The 18,728-nt window shown below is 43.4% G+C and carries 17 protein-coding genes; 15 read left to right on the top strand and 2 right to left on the bottom strand.

The window, feature by feature from the left end; genetic code table 11:
* Positions 1-187: 187 nt before the first annotated feature.
* The 15 genes from KEM09_RS15150 (at position 188) to KEM09_RS15080 (ending at position 16,837) form a co-directional block, all read left to right on the top strand.
* Positions 188-589, top strand: a complete 402-nt coding sequence (locus KEM09_RS15150) for a hypothetical protein (protein ID WP_212229555.1) — start codon at positions 188-190, stop codon at positions 587-589.
* 482 nt (positions 590-1,071) lie between these two features.
* On the top strand, positions 1,072-1,542 hold the full coding sequence (locus KEM09_RS15145; protein WP_212229553.1) for a division/cell wall cluster transcriptional repressor MraZ: 471 nt from the start codon (positions 1,072-1,074) through the stop codon (positions 1,540-1,542).
* Between the two features lie 5 nt (positions 1,543-1,547).
* The gene (gene rsmH, locus KEM09_RS15140; protein ID WP_212229551.1) at positions 1,548-2,456 is read left to right on the top strand and encodes a 16S rRNA (cytosine(1402)-N(4))-methyltransferase RsmH; all 909 of its coding nucleotides are present in this window, start codon (positions 1,548-1,550) and stop codon (positions 2,454-2,456) included.
* An 8-nt stretch (positions 2,457-2,464) separates the two neighbouring features.
* Complete coding sequence (locus KEM09_RS15135; protein ID WP_244825045.1) at positions 2,465-2,833, top strand: FtsL-like putative cell division protein; 369 nt, start codon at positions 2,465-2,467, stop codon at positions 2,831-2,833.
* On the top strand, positions 2,834-4,936 hold the full coding sequence (locus tag KEM09_RS15130; RefSeq protein WP_212229550.1) for a penicillin-binding protein: 2,103 nt from the start codon (positions 2,834-2,836) through the stop codon (positions 4,934-4,936). It begins immediately after the preceding gene.
* The gene (locus KEM09_RS15125; protein ID WP_212229549.1) at positions 4,937-6,397 is read left to right on the top strand and encodes a UDP-N-acetylmuramoyl-L-alanyl-D-glutamate--2,6-diaminopimelate ligase; all 1,461 of its coding nucleotides are present in this window, start codon (positions 4,937-4,939) and stop codon (positions 6,395-6,397) included.
* Positions 6,398-6,407: 10 nt separating this feature from the next.
* Entirely contained in the window at positions 6,408-7,640 is a 1,233-nt protein-coding gene (gene mraY, locus KEM09_RS15120) for a phospho-N-acetylmuramoyl-pentapeptide-transferase (protein WP_212229548.1), read from the top strand.
* A 5-nt stretch (positions 7,641-7,645) separates the two neighbouring features.
* Positions 7,646-8,983, top strand: coding sequence for a UDP-N-acetylmuramoyl-L-alanine--D-glutamate ligase (murD, locus tag KEM09_RS15115; RefSeq protein ID WP_212229547.1), 1,338 nt, complete (start codon positions 7,646-7,648; stop codon positions 8,981-8,983).
* A 9-nt stretch (positions 8,984-8,992) separates the two neighbouring features.
* Complete coding sequence (locus KEM09_RS15110) at positions 8,993-10,180, top strand: FtsW/RodA/SpoVE family cell cycle protein (protein ID WP_212229546.1); 1,188 nt, start codon at positions 8,993-8,995, stop codon at positions 10,178-10,180.
* Positions 10,181-10,183: 3 nt separating this feature from the next.
* Positions 10,184-11,281 (top strand): undecaprenyldiphospho-muramoylpentapeptide beta-N-acetylglucosaminyltransferase, encoded by a 1,098-nt coding sequence (murG, locus tag KEM09_RS15105; protein ID WP_212229545.1) that lies wholly within the window; start codon positions 10,184-10,186, stop codon positions 11,279-11,281.
* A gap of 1 nt (position 11,282) precedes the next feature.
* Positions 11,283-12,671 (top strand): UDP-N-acetylmuramate--L-alanine ligase, encoded by a 1,389-nt coding sequence (gene murC / locus KEM09_RS15100; RefSeq protein ID WP_212229543.1) that lies wholly within the window; start codon positions 11,283-11,285, stop codon positions 12,669-12,671.
* A gap of 96 nt (positions 12,672-12,767) precedes the next feature.
* Positions 12,768-13,496: a cell division protein FtsQ/DivIB gene (locus KEM09_RS15095; RefSeq protein WP_212229541.1), complete on the top strand. Its 729-nt coding sequence runs from the start codon at positions 12,768-12,770 to the stop codon at positions 13,494-13,496.
* 5 nt (positions 13,497-13,501) lie between these two features.
* Positions 13,502-14,839, top strand: coding sequence for a cell division protein FtsA (gene ftsA, locus KEM09_RS15090; RefSeq protein ID WP_212229540.1), 1,338 nt, complete (start codon positions 13,502-13,504; stop codon positions 14,837-14,839).
* Between the two features lie 19 nt (positions 14,840-14,858).
* Positions 14,859-16,352, top strand: coding sequence for a cell division protein FtsZ (gene ftsZ / locus KEM09_RS15085; protein ID WP_212229538.1), 1,494 nt, complete (start codon positions 14,859-14,861; stop codon positions 16,350-16,352).
* A gap of 35 nt (positions 16,353-16,387) precedes the next feature.
* Positions 16,388-16,837 carry a GatB/YqeY domain-containing protein gene (locus KEM09_RS15080; RefSeq protein ID WP_212229537.1) on the top strand — a complete coding sequence of 150 codons (450 nt, stop codon included), beginning with the start codon at positions 16,388-16,390 and terminating at the stop codon, positions 16,835-16,837.
* A 75-nt stretch (positions 16,838-16,912) separates the two neighbouring features.
* Here the strand turns inward: KEM09_RS15080 and KEM09_RS15075 are convergent, their stop codons facing one another.
* Both KEM09_RS15075 and coxB read right to left on the bottom strand, forming a co-directional pair.
* Positions 16,913-17,776: a protoheme IX farnesyltransferase gene (locus KEM09_RS15075; RefSeq protein WP_212229536.1), complete on the bottom strand. Its 864-nt coding sequence runs from the start codon at positions 17,774-17,776 to the stop codon at positions 16,913-16,915.
* Positions 17,773-18,726 (bottom strand): cytochrome c oxidase subunit II, encoded by a 954-nt coding sequence (gene coxB, locus KEM09_RS15070; RefSeq protein WP_212229535.1) that lies wholly within the window; start codon positions 18,724-18,726, stop codon positions 17,773-17,775. The genes KEM09_RS15075 and coxB overlap by 4 nt, the downstream gene beginning before the upstream one ends.
* Positions 18,727-18,728: the final 2 nt, after the last annotated feature.

Genomic DNA, 18,728 nt, shown 5'->3' with positions numbered 1-18,728 from the left:
CTCTTAGGAACAAAATAATGTAAATACGTTTGGTGTAGCGTCGCTACGTCATAATCCCTTAGCTAGCGCAGATTTGTAATCTGTGCTATGGAATAAAAAGGCTTCCTGGATGTTTTGCTTATAAAACACTGGCACGGATTGTAAATCCTCGCCAGCGAGGGGGAAGGTTTTATTATTAATAATGACAATGAAAAATATAAGAAACATATTTTGGATAGTATACTTAGTTGTAGGAACTATAATTGGCATTGTCTATTTAAAATCCGATTTTGATCCTATTAATGCTGAAAAAGAATTTGATATGTTCAATGCTTTAGTTGTTTATCCTGAAGTTCAGGATAAACAACAGATAGCTTCCAGAGTTCAAGTTGTTAAAGTATTTAAGGGCTATACACTGATAACGGATACAAAGGGAAATAAGTTTAGTGTTTTCTCAAGAGAGTTCAATCCGAATCCTGGTTATTATCATCTGACATTATTTAACTTTGTTGAAATTAATGATTTAATAGCAAGAGCACCTTATAGTGATACACTCTATTTATATAAAAGTAACGGTGAGAAATTGCCGTTTAAAATAAAATTTCGCTAGCTCCTCCGCCCCGTTCCACGTAGGAACTAAATAATGTAAAACGTTTGGCGTAGCGTCTCGCTACGTCATAATCAATAAGGCCTCAGGCCTGTGTAGTAACACAAAAGCCGCGTTGTTAATAGCGTGGCTTTTGTTATGAATTAATAGGGTATATTAGGCAAATCAGTCAGGATTTTAAATCCTGACTGGTTTAATGCGATAGTTCTTCTTTAGCCTTTTTCTTCTTTTACAAATTAGTATCAATCTTCTCCATGGCGTGCTAACAGCGAACAAATTAAAAGTATTAAAACGAGTATGCTAAGTCCCGATATGTATTGTCGGAATTTTCATTTTGATTTGCGTTTCTTGCCAGCTGCGGCCTGCAGCTGATTTGTGTGAATTTTTTCTCGAAAAAGTTATCAACAGGTGTCATAAAGTGGTTTAAAGTGGTTGCATGTGGTATTAAAGTTTTATACTTTTACCAGTGAAATACGTATTTAGTAATGATCACATTTATAGGCGATTTTGTTTGTAAGCCCGATGCTAAAGGGCGCGTTGTATTGCCTTCGCTCTTCAAGAAAGTGATGAGTGAAGCCAATCAATCGTCGTTTGTGGTCAGGAAAGACCTCTTTGATAACTGCCTTGTTCTAATCCCTCAGGACGAATGGCAGAAAGAAGTGCAGCTTCTGGAAAGCAAATTAAACAGTTTTCGACAAAAAGATAAAAGGCTGAAGCGGGCTTTGTATCGCTCCACAGCTGAAGTTAATCTCGATGGCAATGGTCGTTTTCTGGTGCCTAAGCGCCTGATGGAGATGGTGGGTGTGAATGGCGAGGTGGTGTTGTTGGGTGTTGGAAGTACCATCGAATTATGGAGCCGACAGCAGCTTGATGAGGATGGATTGAGTGGAGATGAGTTAGGAGAGTTGGCAGAAGAGTTACTAGGTGGTAACTTTGCGGCCGAAGAAGAAAAGTAATTGTTATGGAGCAGGGGTATCATATACCAGTTTTACTCAAGGAATCGGTGGATGGCTTAAACATCCGGCCCGATGGTGTTTACGTCGATCTGACATTTGGCGGCGGTGGTCATTCGCGCGAAATACTCTCGCGTTTAGGTGATAATGGTCGCTTGGTGGTGTTTGATCAGGATGAAGATGCCTACAACAACCGGCCCGATGATGAGCGTTTACTGTTTGTACGTCATAACTTCCAGTATCTTTCGCATTTTTTGCGTTACCTCAATATCGATAAAGTGGACGGTATATTGGGTGATTTAGGTGTGTCGTCGCACCATTTTGATGCGGCCGAGCGGGGATTCTCCTTTCGCTTCGAGGGCAAGCTGGATATGCGTATGGGCCAGGGCTTGCAGATGACGGCAGCCGATTTGGTCAATACCTATGAGCTGGATGATCTGAAACGCATCTTCTGGCAGTATGGCGAAATCAAATCATCGTACAAACTGGCATCAGAGATCATCAAAGCCAGGGCTTCACGTCCGTTCGAAACCACTACTGACTTAAAAGAGCTGGCCGAAAAGGTAGGGCCAAAAAAGGAGCAGTCGAAATTTCTGGCGCAGGTGTTTCAGGCTTTGCGCATTGAGGTAAATAAGGAGATGGACGTGCTGAAGTCGGTGCTGATGCAGTCAACCGATGCCATTAAGCAGGGTGGCCGTTTGTCGGTTATCTCTTATCATAGTTTGGAAGACCGTTTGGTGAAGAACTTTATTCGTTCGGGTGATTGCGATAAAAACCAGCCCGACAAAGATATATATGGACATGCCGATGTGCCGTTTAAAGCGGTTAACCGCAAGCTGATACTGCCATCGGACGAAGAAATTGAACGTAATAACCGGGCACGTAGTGCCAAACTGAGAATTGCAGAGCGGGTATGAAGTGGCGAATGAATAAGATACCGGAGTTCATGCTTTCCAAAGAGGAGGTGGATGAGTTAAAAAACATCTCGGTACGTGATGTGATTAACGGCCGGTTATTTACGCGCTCACTGGTGGCCAAGCAATTGCCTTTTGCTTTGTTCCTGGCTTTTTTTGCTTTTCTCTATATCGGTAATCATTACCGCATGGAGGAGCAGATGCGCGAAGTGGCCAGACTCAATGGTGAGCTGAAATCACTGCGCTACGAGGCCATTACCACCTCTTCGGAGCTGATGTTTATGAGTAAGCAGAGTGAGGTATTAAAAAAGATAAGAGCGAAAAACCTGGAACTGGAAGAATTAACTGAGCCTCCAAGGCGCCTAAAGGTGAAGAAGTAAATGCAGATAAAGAAAAGTATCATATTGCGTTTTGGTTTGCTGTATATTGGCATAGCTGCTTTGGCTGTGGTGATATTAGGCAAGGCGCTGTATTTGCGCATTGTGGAGGGGGATAAGTATGAAGATCTGGTGGAGGAGCATACCAATAAGGATATTGTGATTGACGCGAACCGGGGCGATATTCTGGCTTCGGATTATCGAAAGCTGGCCTGCTCGGTGCCAACCTATCGCATACATATGGATATGCGGGCGCACGGCCTTACCGATGAGGTGTTTAATGCCAATATTGATAGTCTCTCCTTATTATTGTCGCGTTTTTATGGCGATCGTTCCAAGGCATCTTTTAAATCGGCGCTTAAAAAAGCCCGGGCCGAAGGCAAGCGCTACTACATGGTGCATCCTCGTCGTATCTCTTTTACCGAGCTGAAAAGGCTGAAGGAATTTCCAATTTTCCGATTGGGATCAAATAAAGGTGGTTTTATTCCGCGAAAGTATGAAAACCGCAAATTGCCATTTGGTGAACTGGCAGCTCGTACCGTTGGAAGTTTATATGCCGAAAAGGACCTGGGCGGACGCTTTGGTCTGGAAATGGCCTATAACAGTATTCTGCGCGGTGTGGCCGGTGTGAGTACGCGCACGCGTGTAAGCGGTAACTGGGTGGTCGAAGAGCAGGTGGAGCCGGTGGATGGACATGATGTGGTGACGACCATTGATATCGGTTTGCAGGACGTGGCCGAGAGTGCTTTGCTGCAGCAGTTGCAGGCGCACCAGGCCGACCATGGCTGCGCAGTGCTCATGGAAGTAGCAACGGGTAAAATTCGGGCCATTGCCAATCTGGGACAAACATCAACAGGTAAATACATAGAAGATTATAACTACGCTATTGGCGAAGCGACGGAGCCTGGCTCAACATTCAAGCTGGCGTCAATGATTGTGGCCTTGGAAGATGGTGTGGTGAAACTGACAGATAGTATAAAGACTGGTAAAGGCTATTGTTACTTTTACGATCGTAAAATGACCGACAGTCATCATGGTGGTTACGGCACACTTTCGGTAAAAGAGGTGTTTGAGAAATCGTCCAACGTGGGTATTTCCAAAATCATATTTGATAACTATCGCGATAACCCGCGTCGATATGTCGATCGTTTGTATTCAATGAATTTGAAGGAGCCATTGGGTATTGAGGTTAAGGGAGAAGGACTGCCAATGATTAAGTATCCCGGCGAGAAAACCTGGTCGGGTGTAACACTTCCCTGGATGTCCATAGGTTATGAAATTCAGCAAACGCCTCTGCAGGTGTTGACGTTTTATAATGCGGTGGCCAATAATGGTAAGATGGTGAAGCCCATGTTTGTGGAGTCCATTCAGCACCATGGCGAGGTGATTAAAGAAATGAAGCCGGTGGTACTCAATCCATCCATTTGCTCCCTTGAAACCATTGATAAGGTGCATGAAATGCTGGTGGGTGTAGTTGAGCGAGGAACGGCACGTAACATCAGAAGTGACCGCTATCAGATTGCCGGCAAAACGGGAACCGCACAGATATCGAACGAAACCACTTCATATAGTGATAAAAAGCATCAGGCCTCGTTTGTAGGCTATTTCCCGGCTGATAAGCCTTTGTATACTTGTATTGTGGTGGTTAATGCGCCCTCTAACAATGTGTATTATGCCAATGTGGTAGCTGGTTCAGTGTTTAAGGAGATTGCCGATCGGGTATATGCACAAAGTTATCATCATGCCGATATTGAAACGGAGCATCAGGTGCAGCTGGCTCAGCATCAGCCATATTCCAAAGGCGGTAAAAAGGAAGAGTTGCTGACGGTTTTTAATGAGCTGGGTGTGATGGTGAATGGCCAGGAGGTTAATTCCCAATGGATTTCGGCATCCGCCAGGGAACACGAAGTGAATGTGAAGGCTAAAAGTTTTCCTGATGGCATTGTGCCAAATGTGAGAGGCATGGGTGCTAAGGATGCGGTCATGCTGCTCGAAAATATGGGATTGAAAGTAATTATTAAAGGAGTAGGGGCTGTTCGGGATCAGTCGATGACGGCGGGTCAGAATTTTAGAAAAGGAGCAACCATCTATTTACGATTAGGATAAATGAAACAGAAACTGTCGGATATATTAAAAGGGGTTGGCGTTATCGAACAAATTAACGCCACAGATTGTGAAGTGGAGCAGATTGTGTTTGACTCCCGAAAGGCGAATGCCAATGCCTTGTTTGTCGCCATGAAAGGCACAGTGGTTGATGGGCATCAGTTTATACCACAGGTATTGGAGGCGGGTTGTAAATGTATTGTGTGTGAGGTAATTCCTGTGGAGTATCCTGAAGACGCAATGATTGTAAAGGTGGACGATAGCTCTATGGCCCTGGGGCAAATGGCGGCTAACTTCTATGATAATCCTTCTGATAAGTTAAAGCTGGTGGGGGTAACAGGTACCAATGGTAAAACAACCACAGCTACGCTCTTGTATCACCTGGTGATGAACATGGGTTATAAAGCCGGTTTGTTTTCTACTGTGGCCAATTTTATTGGTAAAGCCCGCTTAGATGCCACGCATACCACGCCTGATGCAGTAACGCTGAATAAAACCATGGCTGAAATGGTGGATGCGGGCTGCGAATATTGTTTTATGGAGGTTAGCTCACATGCACTGGTGCAGAATCGTGTTGCCGGCTTGAAGTTTGCCGGTGGTTTGTTTACCAATATCACTCATGATCACCTGGATTATCATGGAACCTTCAAGGAGTATATAGCTGCTAAAAAGTCATTTTTTGATGGCTTGAGTAAGCGGGCCTTTGCCTTAACTAATGCCGATGATAAAAATGGGCAGGTAATGTTGCAAAATACAGCGGCTCAAACCTATACTTATTCACTGAAGGGCATGGGTACATACAAAGGACGCATCATTGAGAGTATGTTTGAAGGCATGCAGCTGGAAATTGACGGGCAGGAAATATGGACGCAGTTTGTGGGGCATTTTAATGCGCAAAACCTGCTGTTGGTGTATGGTGCTGCTTGTTTGTTAGGTTTTGATAAGGAAGATGTGCAAGTGGCTATCAGTCAGCTCAAGCCTGTGGACGGTCGTTTTGAAACCATGCGTTCCAAGTCTGGCAAAACGGCTATTGTGGATTATGCCCATACGCCTGATGCTCTGAAGAATGTAATTGAAACCATTAACCTGGTGCGTCAGCCCAGTCAGCAGCTGGTAACTGTGGTAGGAGCCGGCGGTGATCGCGACCCAATGAAACGCCCTGAGATGGCTAAAGAGGCGGTTGGAGGTAGCTCCAAGGTGATTTTGACTTCTGATAATCCAAGAAGTGAAGAGCCCGAATCGATTATTGAGCAGATGATGGAAGGGGTGAGTTTTAAGGAGCGTATCAAGGTACTATCTATTGTGAATAGGCGTGAAGCGATTCGCACGGCCTGTATGGTGGCCGGACCGGGAGATATTATTCTGATAGCCGGTAAGGGGCATGAAACCTACCAGGAGATTAAAGGAGTGCGTAGTCATTTTGATGACAGAGAAATTGTAAGAGAAGTATTTAACGAAGAATAAAACCAAAAGCATGTTGTATTATCTTTTCGAGTATTTGGAAAAAATGAATGTGCCTGGAGCCGGCGTGTTTCAGTACATTACCTTTAGAGCTGGTATGGCGGTGATTGTCGCTTTGCTTACCGGAACTATCTTTGGTAAATTGGCCATCGGGATGCTTCAGCGACAGCAGATTGGGGAGGTAGTGCGCGATTTGGGGCTGGAAGGTCAGTACGCCAAAAAAGGTACACCTACCATGGGGGGTGTTATTATTATTGGTTCCATCCTGATTCCGGTTTTGTTGTTTACCAAACTTGATAATATTTATATCATCTTAATGATTGTCTCAACGCTTTGGTTGGGAGCTATTGGTTTTATTGATGATTATATAAAGGTATTTAAAAAAGATAAGGAGGGTTTGGCCGGTCGTTTTAAGATAGCTGGTCAGATTGGTATTGGATTAATTGTGGCTATCACGCTGTTTTCGAGTGGTGATGTGGTGGTGCGTGAGAAAATTGCCGGGGAAACCGTTATTGTGCAACTGGATAATGGCGAACAGGTTGAGCGCCCGGCTACACAAGAGGTTAAGTCTACGGTAACGAATGTACCTTTCCTCAAGAACCACCAGTTTGATTATTCATCAGTGCTCTGGTTTTTAGGCGACCAGGCCAAAAAATGGGGCTGGTTAATATTTGCGGCGGCTGTTATTTTTATCATTACGGCGGTATCTAATGGGGCCAATATCACCGATGGACTCGATGGGCTGGCAACCGGTACCTCGGCCATCATTGGAGTTACTTTGGGCATTTTTGCCTATCTGTCCAGTAACGTTATCTATGCCGATTACCTGAATATCATGTATATCCCACACTCTGAGGAACTGGTGGTATTTATGGCTGCTTTTATTGGTGCTACAGTGGGGTTCCTGTGGTATAATTCTTTCCCGGCGCAGGTATTTATGGGCGACACCGGGAGTCTGACACTTGGAGGTATTATTGCTGTATTTGCGATTCTTTTACGCATCGAATTGTTAATACCTATACTATGCGGAGTTTTCCTCGTGGAAAACCTGTCTGTAATGATACAGGTGTCGTGGTTTAAATACACGAAAAAGAAATACGGAGAAGGACGTCGTGTCTTTAAAATGGCGCCTTTGCATCATCATTATCAGAAAATCGGCTATACTGAGTCGAAGATTGTAACGCGATTTTGGATTATCGGCATTATTCTGGCCGTATTAACAATAGTAACCCTTAAAGTACGATAGACAGCATGCAAAAACTGGTTGTATTAGGAGCAGGCGAGAGTGGAGTTGGTGCAGCTTTATTGGCAAAGCAGCAAGGCTGGGATGTGTTTGTGTCTGACAGTGGTAAGATAGCTGAGCGCTATCAGCAGGAGCTTGATGATGCCGGCATTGACTGGGAGGAAGGAGCGCATTCACTCGATGTTATTTTTGCTGCCAATGAGGTGGTCAAAAGTCCTGGTATTCCAGATACTATTCCAATGATACAGCAGTTGCATGCACGTGAGATACCAGTGATATCGGAAATTGAATTTGCGGGTCGCTATACCGAAGCAAAAACCATCTGTATAACTGGTAGCAACGGCAAGACAACGACGACTATGCTTATTCATCATCTGCTGAAACAGGCGGGGGTAAAAGTAGAGATGGCCGGCAATGTGGGTACCAGCCTGGCGCGTCAAATAGCCGAAGGAAAAAGGCCGGAGTGGTTTGTGCTTGAGTTAAGTAGCTTTCAGCTGGATGGGATGTATCAGTTTAAGGCCGATATAGCCATCCTGTTAAATATTACGCCTGATCATCTTGATCGGTATGATTACAGCATGCAGAAATACATCGATAGTAAGTTTCGTATTGTGCAGAATCAAACAGAAAAAGATGTTTTTGTATACTGTCAGGATGATGAGATTATTGCCAGGGAACTGCAAAATCGACTCTTAAAGTCCGAGTTGCTGCCGTTTACACAAAAAGGCATCCTGAAGCAAGGGGCGTATTCTACCTTTGATGAGTTAATTATTAATTATAACGATGAAACCATGCGCATTATCTCTCAAGAACTGTCGTTGCAAGGGCGTCATAATTTGTATAATTCTATGGCGGCCGGTATTGTGGCCAAGGTGTTAAAAATCAGAAAGAAGCTGATTCGCGAAAGTCTTTCTAGTTTTAAGGGTGCAGCTCATCGGCTCGAACGTGTTGCGGCTGTGAGGGGTATTGAGTTCATCAATGATTCAAAAGCAACTAATATTAACTCCACCTGGTATGCGCTGGAGTGCATGAACAATCCCGTGATATGGATTGCCGGTGGTGTTGATAAGGGTAATGACTACAATGAGTTAATGGAGCTGGTGGAGAAGAAGGTGAAGGTGTTGATTTGTCTTGGGACTGATAATGGCAAGCTTTTGGACGCTTTCAAGGGTAAGGTGCCTGTCATTAAAGAAACACAATCGATGGATGAGGCGGTTAAACTGGCTTATCGTTCTGCCAGTAAGAATGATGTAGTATTGCTATCGCCGGCCTGTGCCAGCTTCGATTTGTTTGATAATTATATACAGCGTGGGGATTTATTTAAAGAGAGTGTGCGTAATTTATAGAGAACGGGCATGAATGAGTTGTTGAAAAAATATATTAAGGGCGATCGGATTATCTGGTATGTCATACTGCTGTTGTCGGTGTTTTCGTGCCTGGTGGTATACAGTGCAACGGGTAACCTGGCTTATAAGCATCAGGATGGTAATTCGGTATATTACCTGTTCAGGCATGCCAAGTTTTTGTTGTTGGGTATAGGGATAATTATTGCGGTGCATCATATCGACTATAAGTGGTTTGCCAGGTTTGCTACCGTATTTCTTTATTTTTCAATTGTTTTGCTTGTTATAACGGCTGTCTCCGGTGTGAGTCTGAACCAGGCCAGTCGCTGGCTTACTGTGCCTGTGGTGGGTATTTCCTTTCAGCCTTCAGAATTGGCAAAGCTGGCTTTGATGATATTTATTGCCAAGGTGTTGGCGCAGTATCAGGCCAATGATCGTACGGCTGATGAAGCATTTAAACCCATCATGATACATGTGGCCATTGTTTGCGGTCTGATTTTTAAAGATGACTTTTCAACAGCCGCCCTAATTGGTTTTACCAGTTGGTTGGTAATGATGATTGGTCGTGTTTCGTTAAAATATTTATTCAGTACGGTGGCTGCCGTGCTGTTGTTTGTGATGATTGTTCTGTGGCTATCTGATTATGTGCCAATACTGCATCGTGCCAGCACCTGGAAGGCTCGTATCGAGCGGTTTGTTGATGATGAGCCGGAAACGATGGAGGCAAGTGGTTCAAGTGCCGATTATCAATCGGAGCGATCGCAGATAGCCATTGCTACAGGTGGAGTTTTCATGGGGCGTGGACCTGGTAATAGTCAGCAGCGGTATTTCTTACCTCACCCTTATAGTGATTTTGTGTATGCCATTATCATTGAAGAATGGGGTATATTGATAGGAGGCTTTCTTATTATGTTTGCCTACCTCATTTTGTTATTTCGTGCCGGTGTGATTGTTCGTGCCAGTAGTCGCACATTTCCGGCATTTCTGGTTATTGGCTTATCTACGTTATTGGTGGTGCAGGCTTTTATTAATATGGGTGTTGCTGTGGGTGTAATGCCAGTGACGGGCCAGCCCTTGCCATTGGTAAGTATGGGTGGTACATCTACTTTATTTACTTGTTTAGCCTTTGGGGCAATATTGAGTGTTAGCCGCAATAACATGGAAGAAAAGGAACTAGCTACACAGGAAGAAAATGAATAGAATATGAGCGCAATAAAGGTAATAATAAGTGGTGGAGGTACGGGCGGACATATTTTTCCGGCTATATCAATAGCCAATACGGTGAAAAAACTTGAGCCTGAAGCTGAAATACTGTTTGTTGGAGCTTTAGGTAAGATGGAGATGGAAAAGGTGCCGGCTGCCGGCTACAAAATTGTAGGTTTGCCAGTGGCAGGTTTTCATCGCAAACTGACGTTGCGAAATCTGGCCTTTCCTTTCAAGTTGATGAGCAGTATGCTTAAGGCGCGAAAAGTTATCAGGCAGTTTAAACCTGATGTAGCAGTTGGTGTTGGAGGTTATGCCAGTGGGCCTGTGCTGCGAGTTGCTTCACAATCTGGCGTGCCAAGCTTGTTGCAGGAGCAGAATTCTTTTCCGGGAGTCACCAATCGTATTCTGGCAAAGAAGGCAGAGAGAATCTGTGTGGCTTATGAAGGCATGGAACGTTTTTTTGCCAAAGAAAAAATACTGCTGACTGGTAATCCGGTTCGTAACGATCTTTTAAATGATATTGACAAGCATTCGGCCCTTGAATTTTGGGGACTTGATAAGAATAAGAAAACCATCCTGATAATTGGCGGAAGTCTCGGAGCTCGCTCGATTAACAATGGTATTATTGAAACCATCGCTAATTTGCCGGCTGATATACAGGTGATCTGGCAAACGGGTAAGCTCTATTATCAGGAGATGAAAGAGCGATTACCTGAGGAGGTAAGCAGCTGCGTGATAGTAACGGATTTTATCAGTCGGATGGACATGGCCTTTGCGGCAGCTGATTTAGTGGTTTCCAGGGCTGGAGCTAGCTCCATATCCGAGCTGGCCATTTTAGGTAAGCCCACTGTTTTTGTGCCGTCGCCAAATGTATCTGAAGATCATCAGACTAAAAATGCGATGGCCTTGGTTGATAAAGATGCGGCGATGTTAGTGGGAGATGCCCAGGTTAATTGTCTTATAGATGAAGCGGTAAAGCTGCTGGCTGATGTTCAAAAACTTGAATTGTTGGCAGCTAATATTCGAAAATTTGCCAAGCCTGACGCAGCTCGTGATATTGCTCAGGAAGTGTTAAAGCTCGCACAAAATAAATAGTATGTTGCAGTTGAAAGATATAAAAAGTGTTTACTTCATTGGTGTAGGTGGTATTGGTATGAGTGCTATTGCGCGCTTCTTTAAGTATGAGGGTTTGCATGTGGCTGGTTACGACCGTGTGTCAACCGTGCTTACCAAAGAACTGGAAGCAGAAGGGATTGATATACATTATGAGGATGATATTAAACAAGTTGCTTTAAATTATCATGATAAGAGTTCAACCTTAGTTGTTTATACGCCTGCAATTCCGGCCGACCACTCAGAGTTATGCTATTTCAACAGCAAAGGGTTTGATGTCAGAAAACGGGCTGCAGTGCTTGGATTGATTTCTTCAGGGATGAATAGTGTTTGTGTAGCCGGTACACACGGGAAAACCACCATTTCATCCATGACAGCTCACCTTTACAAGCAGTCTTCTGTTGGTTGTAATGCCTTCTTAGGTGGTATTATTAACAATTACAAGACGAATTTTCTACATGATGGACAATCGCCTTATGTTGTGCTTGAGGCTGACGAATTTGACCGTTCCTTTTTGCATTTGCATCCTCATTTTGCACTTATTTCTGCCGTAGATGCCGATCATCTGGATATATATGGGGATGAAGAAAGTGTGAGTGATGCCTTTCATGCCTTCGTTGAAAAGATTGAGCCAGGGGGCGTGCTGCTGCATAAGGCAGGTCTGATGATTGATGATGTTAACGATGAAATAGAGGTGTTCACCTATTCGATTGAGGAGAAGGCGGATTTTTCAGCTATGAATATAAGGCTTGTGAATGGCATGTATCAATTTGATATGAGGTCGCCGTTTGGAGTTGTAAAAGGCCTTGAAATGGGGGTACCTGGTTTGGTTAATGTTGAAAATGCTGTTGGAGCCATTGGTTTAGCCCTGTTGGGTGGTGTTGAGCCTGAAGAAATAAAAGCGGCCTTACCATTATTTGAGGGGATACGTCGTCGTTTTCAATACCGCATCAAAGAGGATAAGCTCGTCTTTATTGATGATTATGCGCACCATCCACAAGAGATTAATGCTACTGTTAAATCAGTAAGGGCTTTATATCCTGATAAGCATATTACGACGATATTTCAGCCACATCTCTACACGCGTACCCGCGATTTTGCCAGTGGTTTTGCCGAAGCACTGGATAAGTGCGATCGTGTTTTGTTAATGGATATTTATCCGGCGCGCGAGTTGCCAATAGAGGGCGTGAATGCTGACATGATTAGGCTACTAATGCATAATAAGCATGTGCAGTTGGTAGGGAGAGACGAGTTGTTTAGTGTACTAACAAGCGAACAAAATGAAGTGATATTAACACTTGGGGCCGGCGATATAGATAAGGAAGTGCCACTTTTAGAGGCCAAATTAAGGGAGTTTATCAGCAATTATTAAACGTTTAGCAAATTGTTAATAAATAATGATAAATACACATTAGTTAGTAGATTGAAAAAGTTATATTTAAGCAGATTAAAAGGTTAATTGTTACAAATGAAACGGTGGAAAAACATAGTGTTCGGGTTAGTTGTAGGTGTTTATTTTCCTGTAATTTTCTCATTTGTAGCTGTTAATAAAGATAAGGTTGTTTGTGGTGAAATACTGCCGACTATCTGTGATAGCGTTGATAATAAATTTATTTCATCAGGTGAGATAAGAGATATTGTACTGGAAAAATACACGGGTATTTTAGGACGTCAAATTAATGAATTGAATTGCGATGAAATGGAGGCTTTTTTCAGGAGGCATCCCGCCATTGAGAGTTGTGAGGTGTACTTAACATACGGTGGTGCTTTGCATATTGATATCACTCAGCGAGAGCCTTTGGTTCGCGTGTTTGATGGTGATGCATCTTACTATCTGGATTTGAATGGGCGACAAATGCCATTATTCAAGAATCATTCGGCTCATGTATTAGTGGCCGGAGGATTTATAAAGCGGCTTAAATCGCCGGATGATTTGGTGAAGTTGGCAAGTGTTATTCGCAACGATGCATTCTGGCAGGCGCAGATTGAGCAGGTGTATGTTGACCAGGATGGTGAAATTACGATGGTGCCGCGGGTGGGTGACCATCTTATTGAATTTGGTAAAGTGGACGATGTGGAATCGAAATTCCGCAATTTAAAGGCACTTTACAAGAACGGGTGGGATGCCCGGGAATGGAATTTGTATAAAAAAGTAAGTTTAAAGTATAAAGGACAAGTCGTTTGCACAAAAGGATAAGTGTTATGAACAACGAACCCAATCTAATTGCCGCCATTGATATTGGAACTACAAAAATAGTTGCCATTGTAGGTCGTAAAATGGACAATGGTAAACTGCAGCTGCTGGGCATGGAGCAGGTGCCTTCAATAGGTGTGAAGAGAGGTGTTGTATTAAATATTGATGAAACAGTTGCTTCTATTAAGCAGGCTATTTCCCGTATCGAGGATAAGCTTGATATCCGGTTAACAGATGTGTATGTTGGTATTGCCGGTCAGCACATCAAGAGCTTACGTAACAGAGGATATCGTTTCATTGAGAGTGGTTTGGAAATCACCCAGGAAGATGTTGATAACCTATTTGACGACAATTATAAGATACCTGTTGAGGCTGGCGAGAAAATCATGCACGTTATACCGCAGGATTATATTGTTGACAATGAGATGGGGGTTAAAAACCCTGTTGGCATGTCAGGTCGTCGCCTGGAAGGTAACTTTCATATTGTGTTAGGGCGAATAGCTTCTGTAAAAAACATTGAGAAATGTATCAGGCGCGTGGCATTGCAGTTAAATGATTTGATCCTTGAACCACTGGCATCTTCAAAGAGTGTACTAACAGAGGAGGAGAAAGAAGCCGGTGTTGTTTTGGTGGATATTGGTGGTGGAACCACTGATGTAGCTGTTTTCTACGATGGGATTATTCGTCATACAGCTGTTATTCCTTTTGGAGGAAACGTGGTGACTTCAGATATAAAAGAAGGATGCTCAGTGCTATATAAGCAGGCCGAATCGTTGAAGGTGCAGTTTGGTTCTGCAATGGGCGATATGGCCCGTGAGGATATGGTTGTCACCATTCCTGGTATGTCAGGATGGGAGCCCAAAGAGATATCTTTCAAAAGTTTGGCCTATATTATTCAGGCCCGTATGGAAGAGATTATTGATTACGTCATGTATCAAATTGAGAATTCTGGTTGTTACGATAAGGTAGGGGCTGGCATTGTATTGACAGGAGGTGGTGCGTTATTGAAAAACCTTCCTCAGCTTATTAAATATCGCACAGGTTTGGATGTGCGTATTGGTCTGCCGGATATGTGTCTGGTTGGTGACGTGCCTGCAGAAGCACACTTACCAAACTATTCAACAAGTATAGGTTTGGTGCTTAGCGCTATGGAGCGACCTAAGCGTGCTATTGTAGAGCCTGAATTATTTGGCGAGGTTGAGCCTAAATGGGAAGATCAGCGTAGGAATTCTGTTAAACGCGAGAAAACCAAGAAAGAAAAATCCATTTATAAAACAGGCAATCTGTTCAGTGGTATAAAAAATGGGTTAGTTAACATCTTCGATGAGAAGGATGTTGAAATGTAGAAGGTAAAACAGGACGGAAATGAGTGAAGATTTGATGAGTTTCGAAATACCACAATCCGAATCGTCAATTATTAAAGTGATTGGAGTAGGAGGAGGTGGAAGTAATGCCGTCAACTACATGTATGGCTTAGGCATCAAGGATGTGAACTTTGTTGTTTGTAATACTGATGCTCAGGCACTGGCAAGCAGTCCGGTCCCGGTTAAAATACAATTAGGTGAGTCTCTCACCGAAGGACGAGGCGCAGGTAACCGTCCGGATAAAGGCCGTGAGTCGGCTATTGAGAACCTGGAGGACGTGGTAAGCGTGCTCAAGCAAAATACCAAAATGGTGTTTGTAACAGCAGGTATGGGTGGTGGAACAGGAACGGGTGCCGCCCCAATCATTGCCAAAACTGCCAAGGAAATGGGGATTCTGACGGTTGGTATTGTAACTATTCCATTTCGCTTCGAAGGTAAGTTACGTATTAATCAGGCCCTCGACGGGATTGCTGAAATGGAGAAAAATGTTGATTCGTTATTAATCATTAATAATGAACGACTGCGCGAGATGTTTGGCGATCTTAAATTGTCCAATGCCTTCTCCAAGGCCGATGATGTATTGGCAACTGCAGCGAAGGGAATAGCTGAAATTATTACTGTTCATGGCTATATTAACGTGGACTTTGCCGATGTTGAGACAGTGATGAAGGATAGCGGTGTTGCCATCATGGGCTCAGCCTATGCAGATGGTGATAACCGAGCAATTGATGCTATACAAGCTTCATTGGAATCGCCATTGCTCAATAATAATGAGATACGAGGAGCCCGCAACATCCTATTAAATATTACATCTGGCACCGAAGAAATTACTATGGATGAAGTGGGTGAGATCACTGATTATGTGCAGGATGTTGTGGGAGAAGATGCATCCATTATCTGGGGGACAGGAAGTGATGTGTCGCTGGGTAAGCAAGTTTGTGTCACTATTATTGCCACGGGTTTTGTTTCGGAGCAGTTAATTGAACATCGTGTTAAAAAGATTGAAGATAAAGTCACCCGTTTCTCGCTGGATGAAGAAGGGCAGGTGATGCCTGTTTCTGAAGCCGATCAGTCAATGGAGATTAATTTAGAAGGGGGCGAAGAAAAGGGACGAATTATAGATTTTGAGGTCGAAGAGCGCAAGAAACAGGAGCGTATCGATTCGTTTTATCAGCCGGTTGTTCCTCAAAACAGGAAGTCTGAAGTAGAGCACTACAATCCGGCCAATGATAATTTCATAGATGAAGGATTCAGTACTGCCGGAGCCAGTTATTACAAGGCGCAATTGAGTCAGGAGGAGATGGAGGATGAGCGCTTTATTGAACAAATAGAAAATATACCAGCCTATAAGCGGCGTAAAATGGCATTGGATAATCAGCCAAATAAGCGCATTAGTCAGGAGCGCAAAGTGAGCCGTTTCTCTTTGTCTGATGATCCTAAAAATGGGCCACAAATCAGTAAAGACAATCCTTATCTGCATGATAATGTTGATTGATGTGAATGTACAAAATGAATTGAATAGATAGAATTATGAGCTTAGAACTACAAATTAACAACGATATTAAGGAGGCCATGAAGGCGAAAGATCGGATTCGTCTGGAGGCTTTGAGGGGAGTAAAAAAAGAAGTGTTGGAAGCTAAGACAGCCAAAGGTGCTGCTGAAGAGATTTCAGATGCTGATGTGATGAAGATTGTTCAAAAGATGGTGAAGCAGCGTAAGGATGCAGCTGAGTTGTTTGCTTCTCAAAATCGCGAAGACCTGGCTGAAAAGGAATTGGCCGAAGTAGAGGCTATCTCTGTTTATTTGCCTGCTCAGTTAACACAAGAAGAGTTGGTGCCTGTGGTGAAAACTATCATTGAAAAAGTGGGTGCCACATCTATGAAAGAGATGGGCAAAGTGATGGGCGTTGCCTCAAAAGAACTGGCTGGTAAAGCTGATGGAAAAGATATCTCAGCAGTTGTAAAACAATTACTAGGATAAGCATAACTCGAATAAGATATAGAAAGCCAGCACTTGATTATTAGGTGCTGGCTTTCTTGTTTTATGTACTCTTGATTATATCTGTTCAATCAGTAATAGTATCATGATCCATAAGTAAAATGAATTAAAAAAGATGAATTGCTTTTTCAGGAGGGATTTCATTTGAACCTGATGAAGCGAATACGTGCTGGCAATCACCCAGATACTCATGGTAATCACCGATAGAGATATGATAATCTCAATCAGCTGTGATGTGATGATATTAAGTATGGGCAGGAATAAAACAGATACGAGGGTAGCTATCGACCAAATCATGTTAATGCGAAACAGTTGTCTGTTATTCAAGTGATCGGTGATAACCGGGAAACCGGCCTTCTTATATTGTTGCTTGTACTTCAATACCAATAGCCAAAAATGAGGCATTTGTCCCAGGAAAAAGAAAAAAGCCAAAAAATGGATTCTGACGTCAATGATTGAGCCTCCGGCCGCTACCCATCCTGCTATAGGCGGTATGGCACCGACAATAGCACCAGGAAAAACAGAGAAGGCTGTTCTGGTCTTGAGAGGTGTGTAAACAAGGTTGTACCATAACAAACCCATCCATCCCCAAAACACCGCCTGAATATTAAATAATGACAGCAGAATGGTGCCTATTATCAAAAATAGGCCGATGATGGCGGCGGCAGTACCAAAGGTGAAGTGCTCTTTAGGTAAGGGACGATGACTTGTGCGGGACATAAGCCTGTCGCGCGATACTTCCTGCATCTGATTAATGCCAGATGCCCCTGCTGACATAAAGAATATGCCTAATCCGGCTAAGAGACCCTCGGTGCTCAGTTGCTCGTTAAATAAAGTATAGCCTATGTAGGCAGTAAAGGCCACAGGTAGGGAGATAGTGAATTTTCCGAGTGTGGCTATGTTCTTTATGGCTGGTTTCATTGTTCTGACAAATAATAAAAGTACTCTAAAAGCTGCTTGAACTCTTCTTCTGTCACCTGATCTTTATAAGAAAGCATGAGTCCTTTTTCGAAGCCCTTTACAATTTCCGCGTTAGGTTCATAGATAGAGCGTCGTATGTAGGCTTCATCGGCCTCTACCTCGTGTTCTTTACCATCTATTAGTACCACTCTTGTACGACCCATTATATTCTTATAGGATGGTCCGACTAATTTGGTGCCATCGGCTGTGTGGCACGCATTGCATCCATACTTTCTAGTGATGCTGATGCCGGCCTGCCTTGAATCTACCACCTCATTATTTATGGCCAAGGCGCTGGAGTCTATTTTGGTCATGGCTTCAAACTCATTGGCAGGTATCACTTTTACCAGGGAACGCATGTAAGAGTGCCGGAGTCCACAGTATTCGGCACAGTATATCTCGTATTCACCTTCTTTTTCAGATTCAAACCATATGTTGGTTTGTTTGCCAGGTACCATGTCCTGCTTTACTCTAAAGGCCGGAATGTAAAAGCTGTGCAGTACGTCCAGCGCTACCAGGTCGAGGTTGACAGCCTTGCCCTTGGGCACATAAAGTGTGTCTGTTATCAACCCGTTTTCATACTGAAACGTAAAGCTCCACATGCGGGCAATGGTTTTTATGGGAATGGCATCTTCTGGTATGTCGCGTTGAAATTTCCAGCCCGACCATCCATAGTAAAACATGGACAAAACCAAGATGGTGGGAATGATAGTCCAGATGATTTCCAATGTATTGCTTCCTTCTATATGTGTGGCTTCAGCATTTTTGCTTTTGCGGTATTTGATTATGTAATAAACCAAAAATGCTGTTATGCCGACCAGGAAAAACAATGAAATGCCAAAAATAAACACGAAGGCCGAGTCTACTTGCGAAACAAAACTGGAAGCATTTTGAGTAGTATCTTCATTCATAG

Origin of the sequence: Carboxylicivirga mesophila, from assembly GCF_018271975.1 — a bacterium.
GTDB lineage: Bacteria > Bacteroidota > Bacteroidia > Bacteroidales > Marinilabiliaceae > Carboxylicivirga > Carboxylicivirga mesophila.
Note: the sequence above shows the minus strand (reverse complement) of the source record. Positions and strands in the feature narration are given on the sequence as shown.

Bases quoted from the DNA above. Each gene is read 5' to 3' on its own strand.
- KEM09_RS15150 (WP_212229555.1), top strand. From the start codon at position 188: ATGAAAAATATAAGAAACATATTTTGGATAGTATACTTAGTTGTAGGA.
- KEM09_RS15145 (WP_212229553.1), top strand. From the start codon at position 1,072: ATGATCACATTTATAGGCGATTTTGTTTGTAAGCCCGATGCTAAAGGG.
- rsmH (WP_212229551.1), top strand. From the start codon at position 1,548: ATGGAGCAGGGGTATCATATACCAGTTTTACTCAAGGAATCGGTGGAT.
- KEM09_RS15135 (WP_244825045.1), top strand. From the start codon at position 2,465: ATGAATAAGATACCGGAGTTCATGCTTTCCAAAGAGGAGGTGGATGAG.
- KEM09_RS15130 (WP_212229550.1), top strand. From the start codon at position 2,834: ATGCAGATAAAGAAAAGTATCATATTGCGTTTTGGTTTGCTGTATATT.
- KEM09_RS15125 (WP_212229549.1), top strand. From the start codon at position 4,937: ATGAAACAGAAACTGTCGGATATATTAAAAGGGGTTGGCGTTATCGAA.
- mraY (WP_212229548.1), top strand. From the start codon at position 6,408: ATGTTGTATTATCTTTTCGAGTATTTGGAAAAAATGAATGTGCCTGGA.
- murD (WP_212229547.1), top strand. From the start codon at position 7,646: ATGCAAAAACTGGTTGTATTAGGAGCAGGCGAGAGTGGAGTTGGTGCA.
- KEM09_RS15110 (WP_212229546.1), top strand. From the start codon at position 8,993: ATGAATGAGTTGTTGAAAAAATATATTAAGGGCGATCGGATTATCTGG.
- murG (WP_212229545.1), top strand. From the start codon at position 10,184: ATGAGCGCAATAAAGGTAATAATAAGTGGTGGAGGTACGGGCGGACAT.
- murC (WP_212229543.1), top strand. From the start codon at position 11,283: ATGTTGCAGTTGAAAGATATAAAAAGTGTTTACTTCATTGGTGTAGGT.
- KEM09_RS15095 (WP_212229541.1), top strand. From the start codon at position 12,768: ATGAAACGGTGGAAAAACATAGTGTTCGGGTTAGTTGTAGGTGTTTAT.
- ftsA (WP_212229540.1), top strand. From the start codon at position 13,502: ATGAACAACGAACCCAATCTAATTGCCGCCATTGATATTGGAACTACA.
- ftsZ (WP_212229538.1), top strand. From the start codon at position 14,859: ATGAGTGAAGATTTGATGAGTTTCGAAATACCACAATCCGAATCGTCA.
- KEM09_RS15080 (WP_212229537.1), top strand. From the start codon at position 16,388: ATGAGCTTAGAACTACAAATTAACAACGATATTAAGGAGGCCATGAAG.
- KEM09_RS15075 (WP_212229536.1), bottom strand. From the start codon at position 17,776: ATGAAACCAGCCATAAAGAACATAGCCACACTCGGAAAATTCACTATC.
- coxB (WP_212229535.1), bottom strand. From the start codon at position 18,726: ATGAATGAAGATACTACTCAAAATGCTTCCAGTTTTGTTTCGCAAGTA.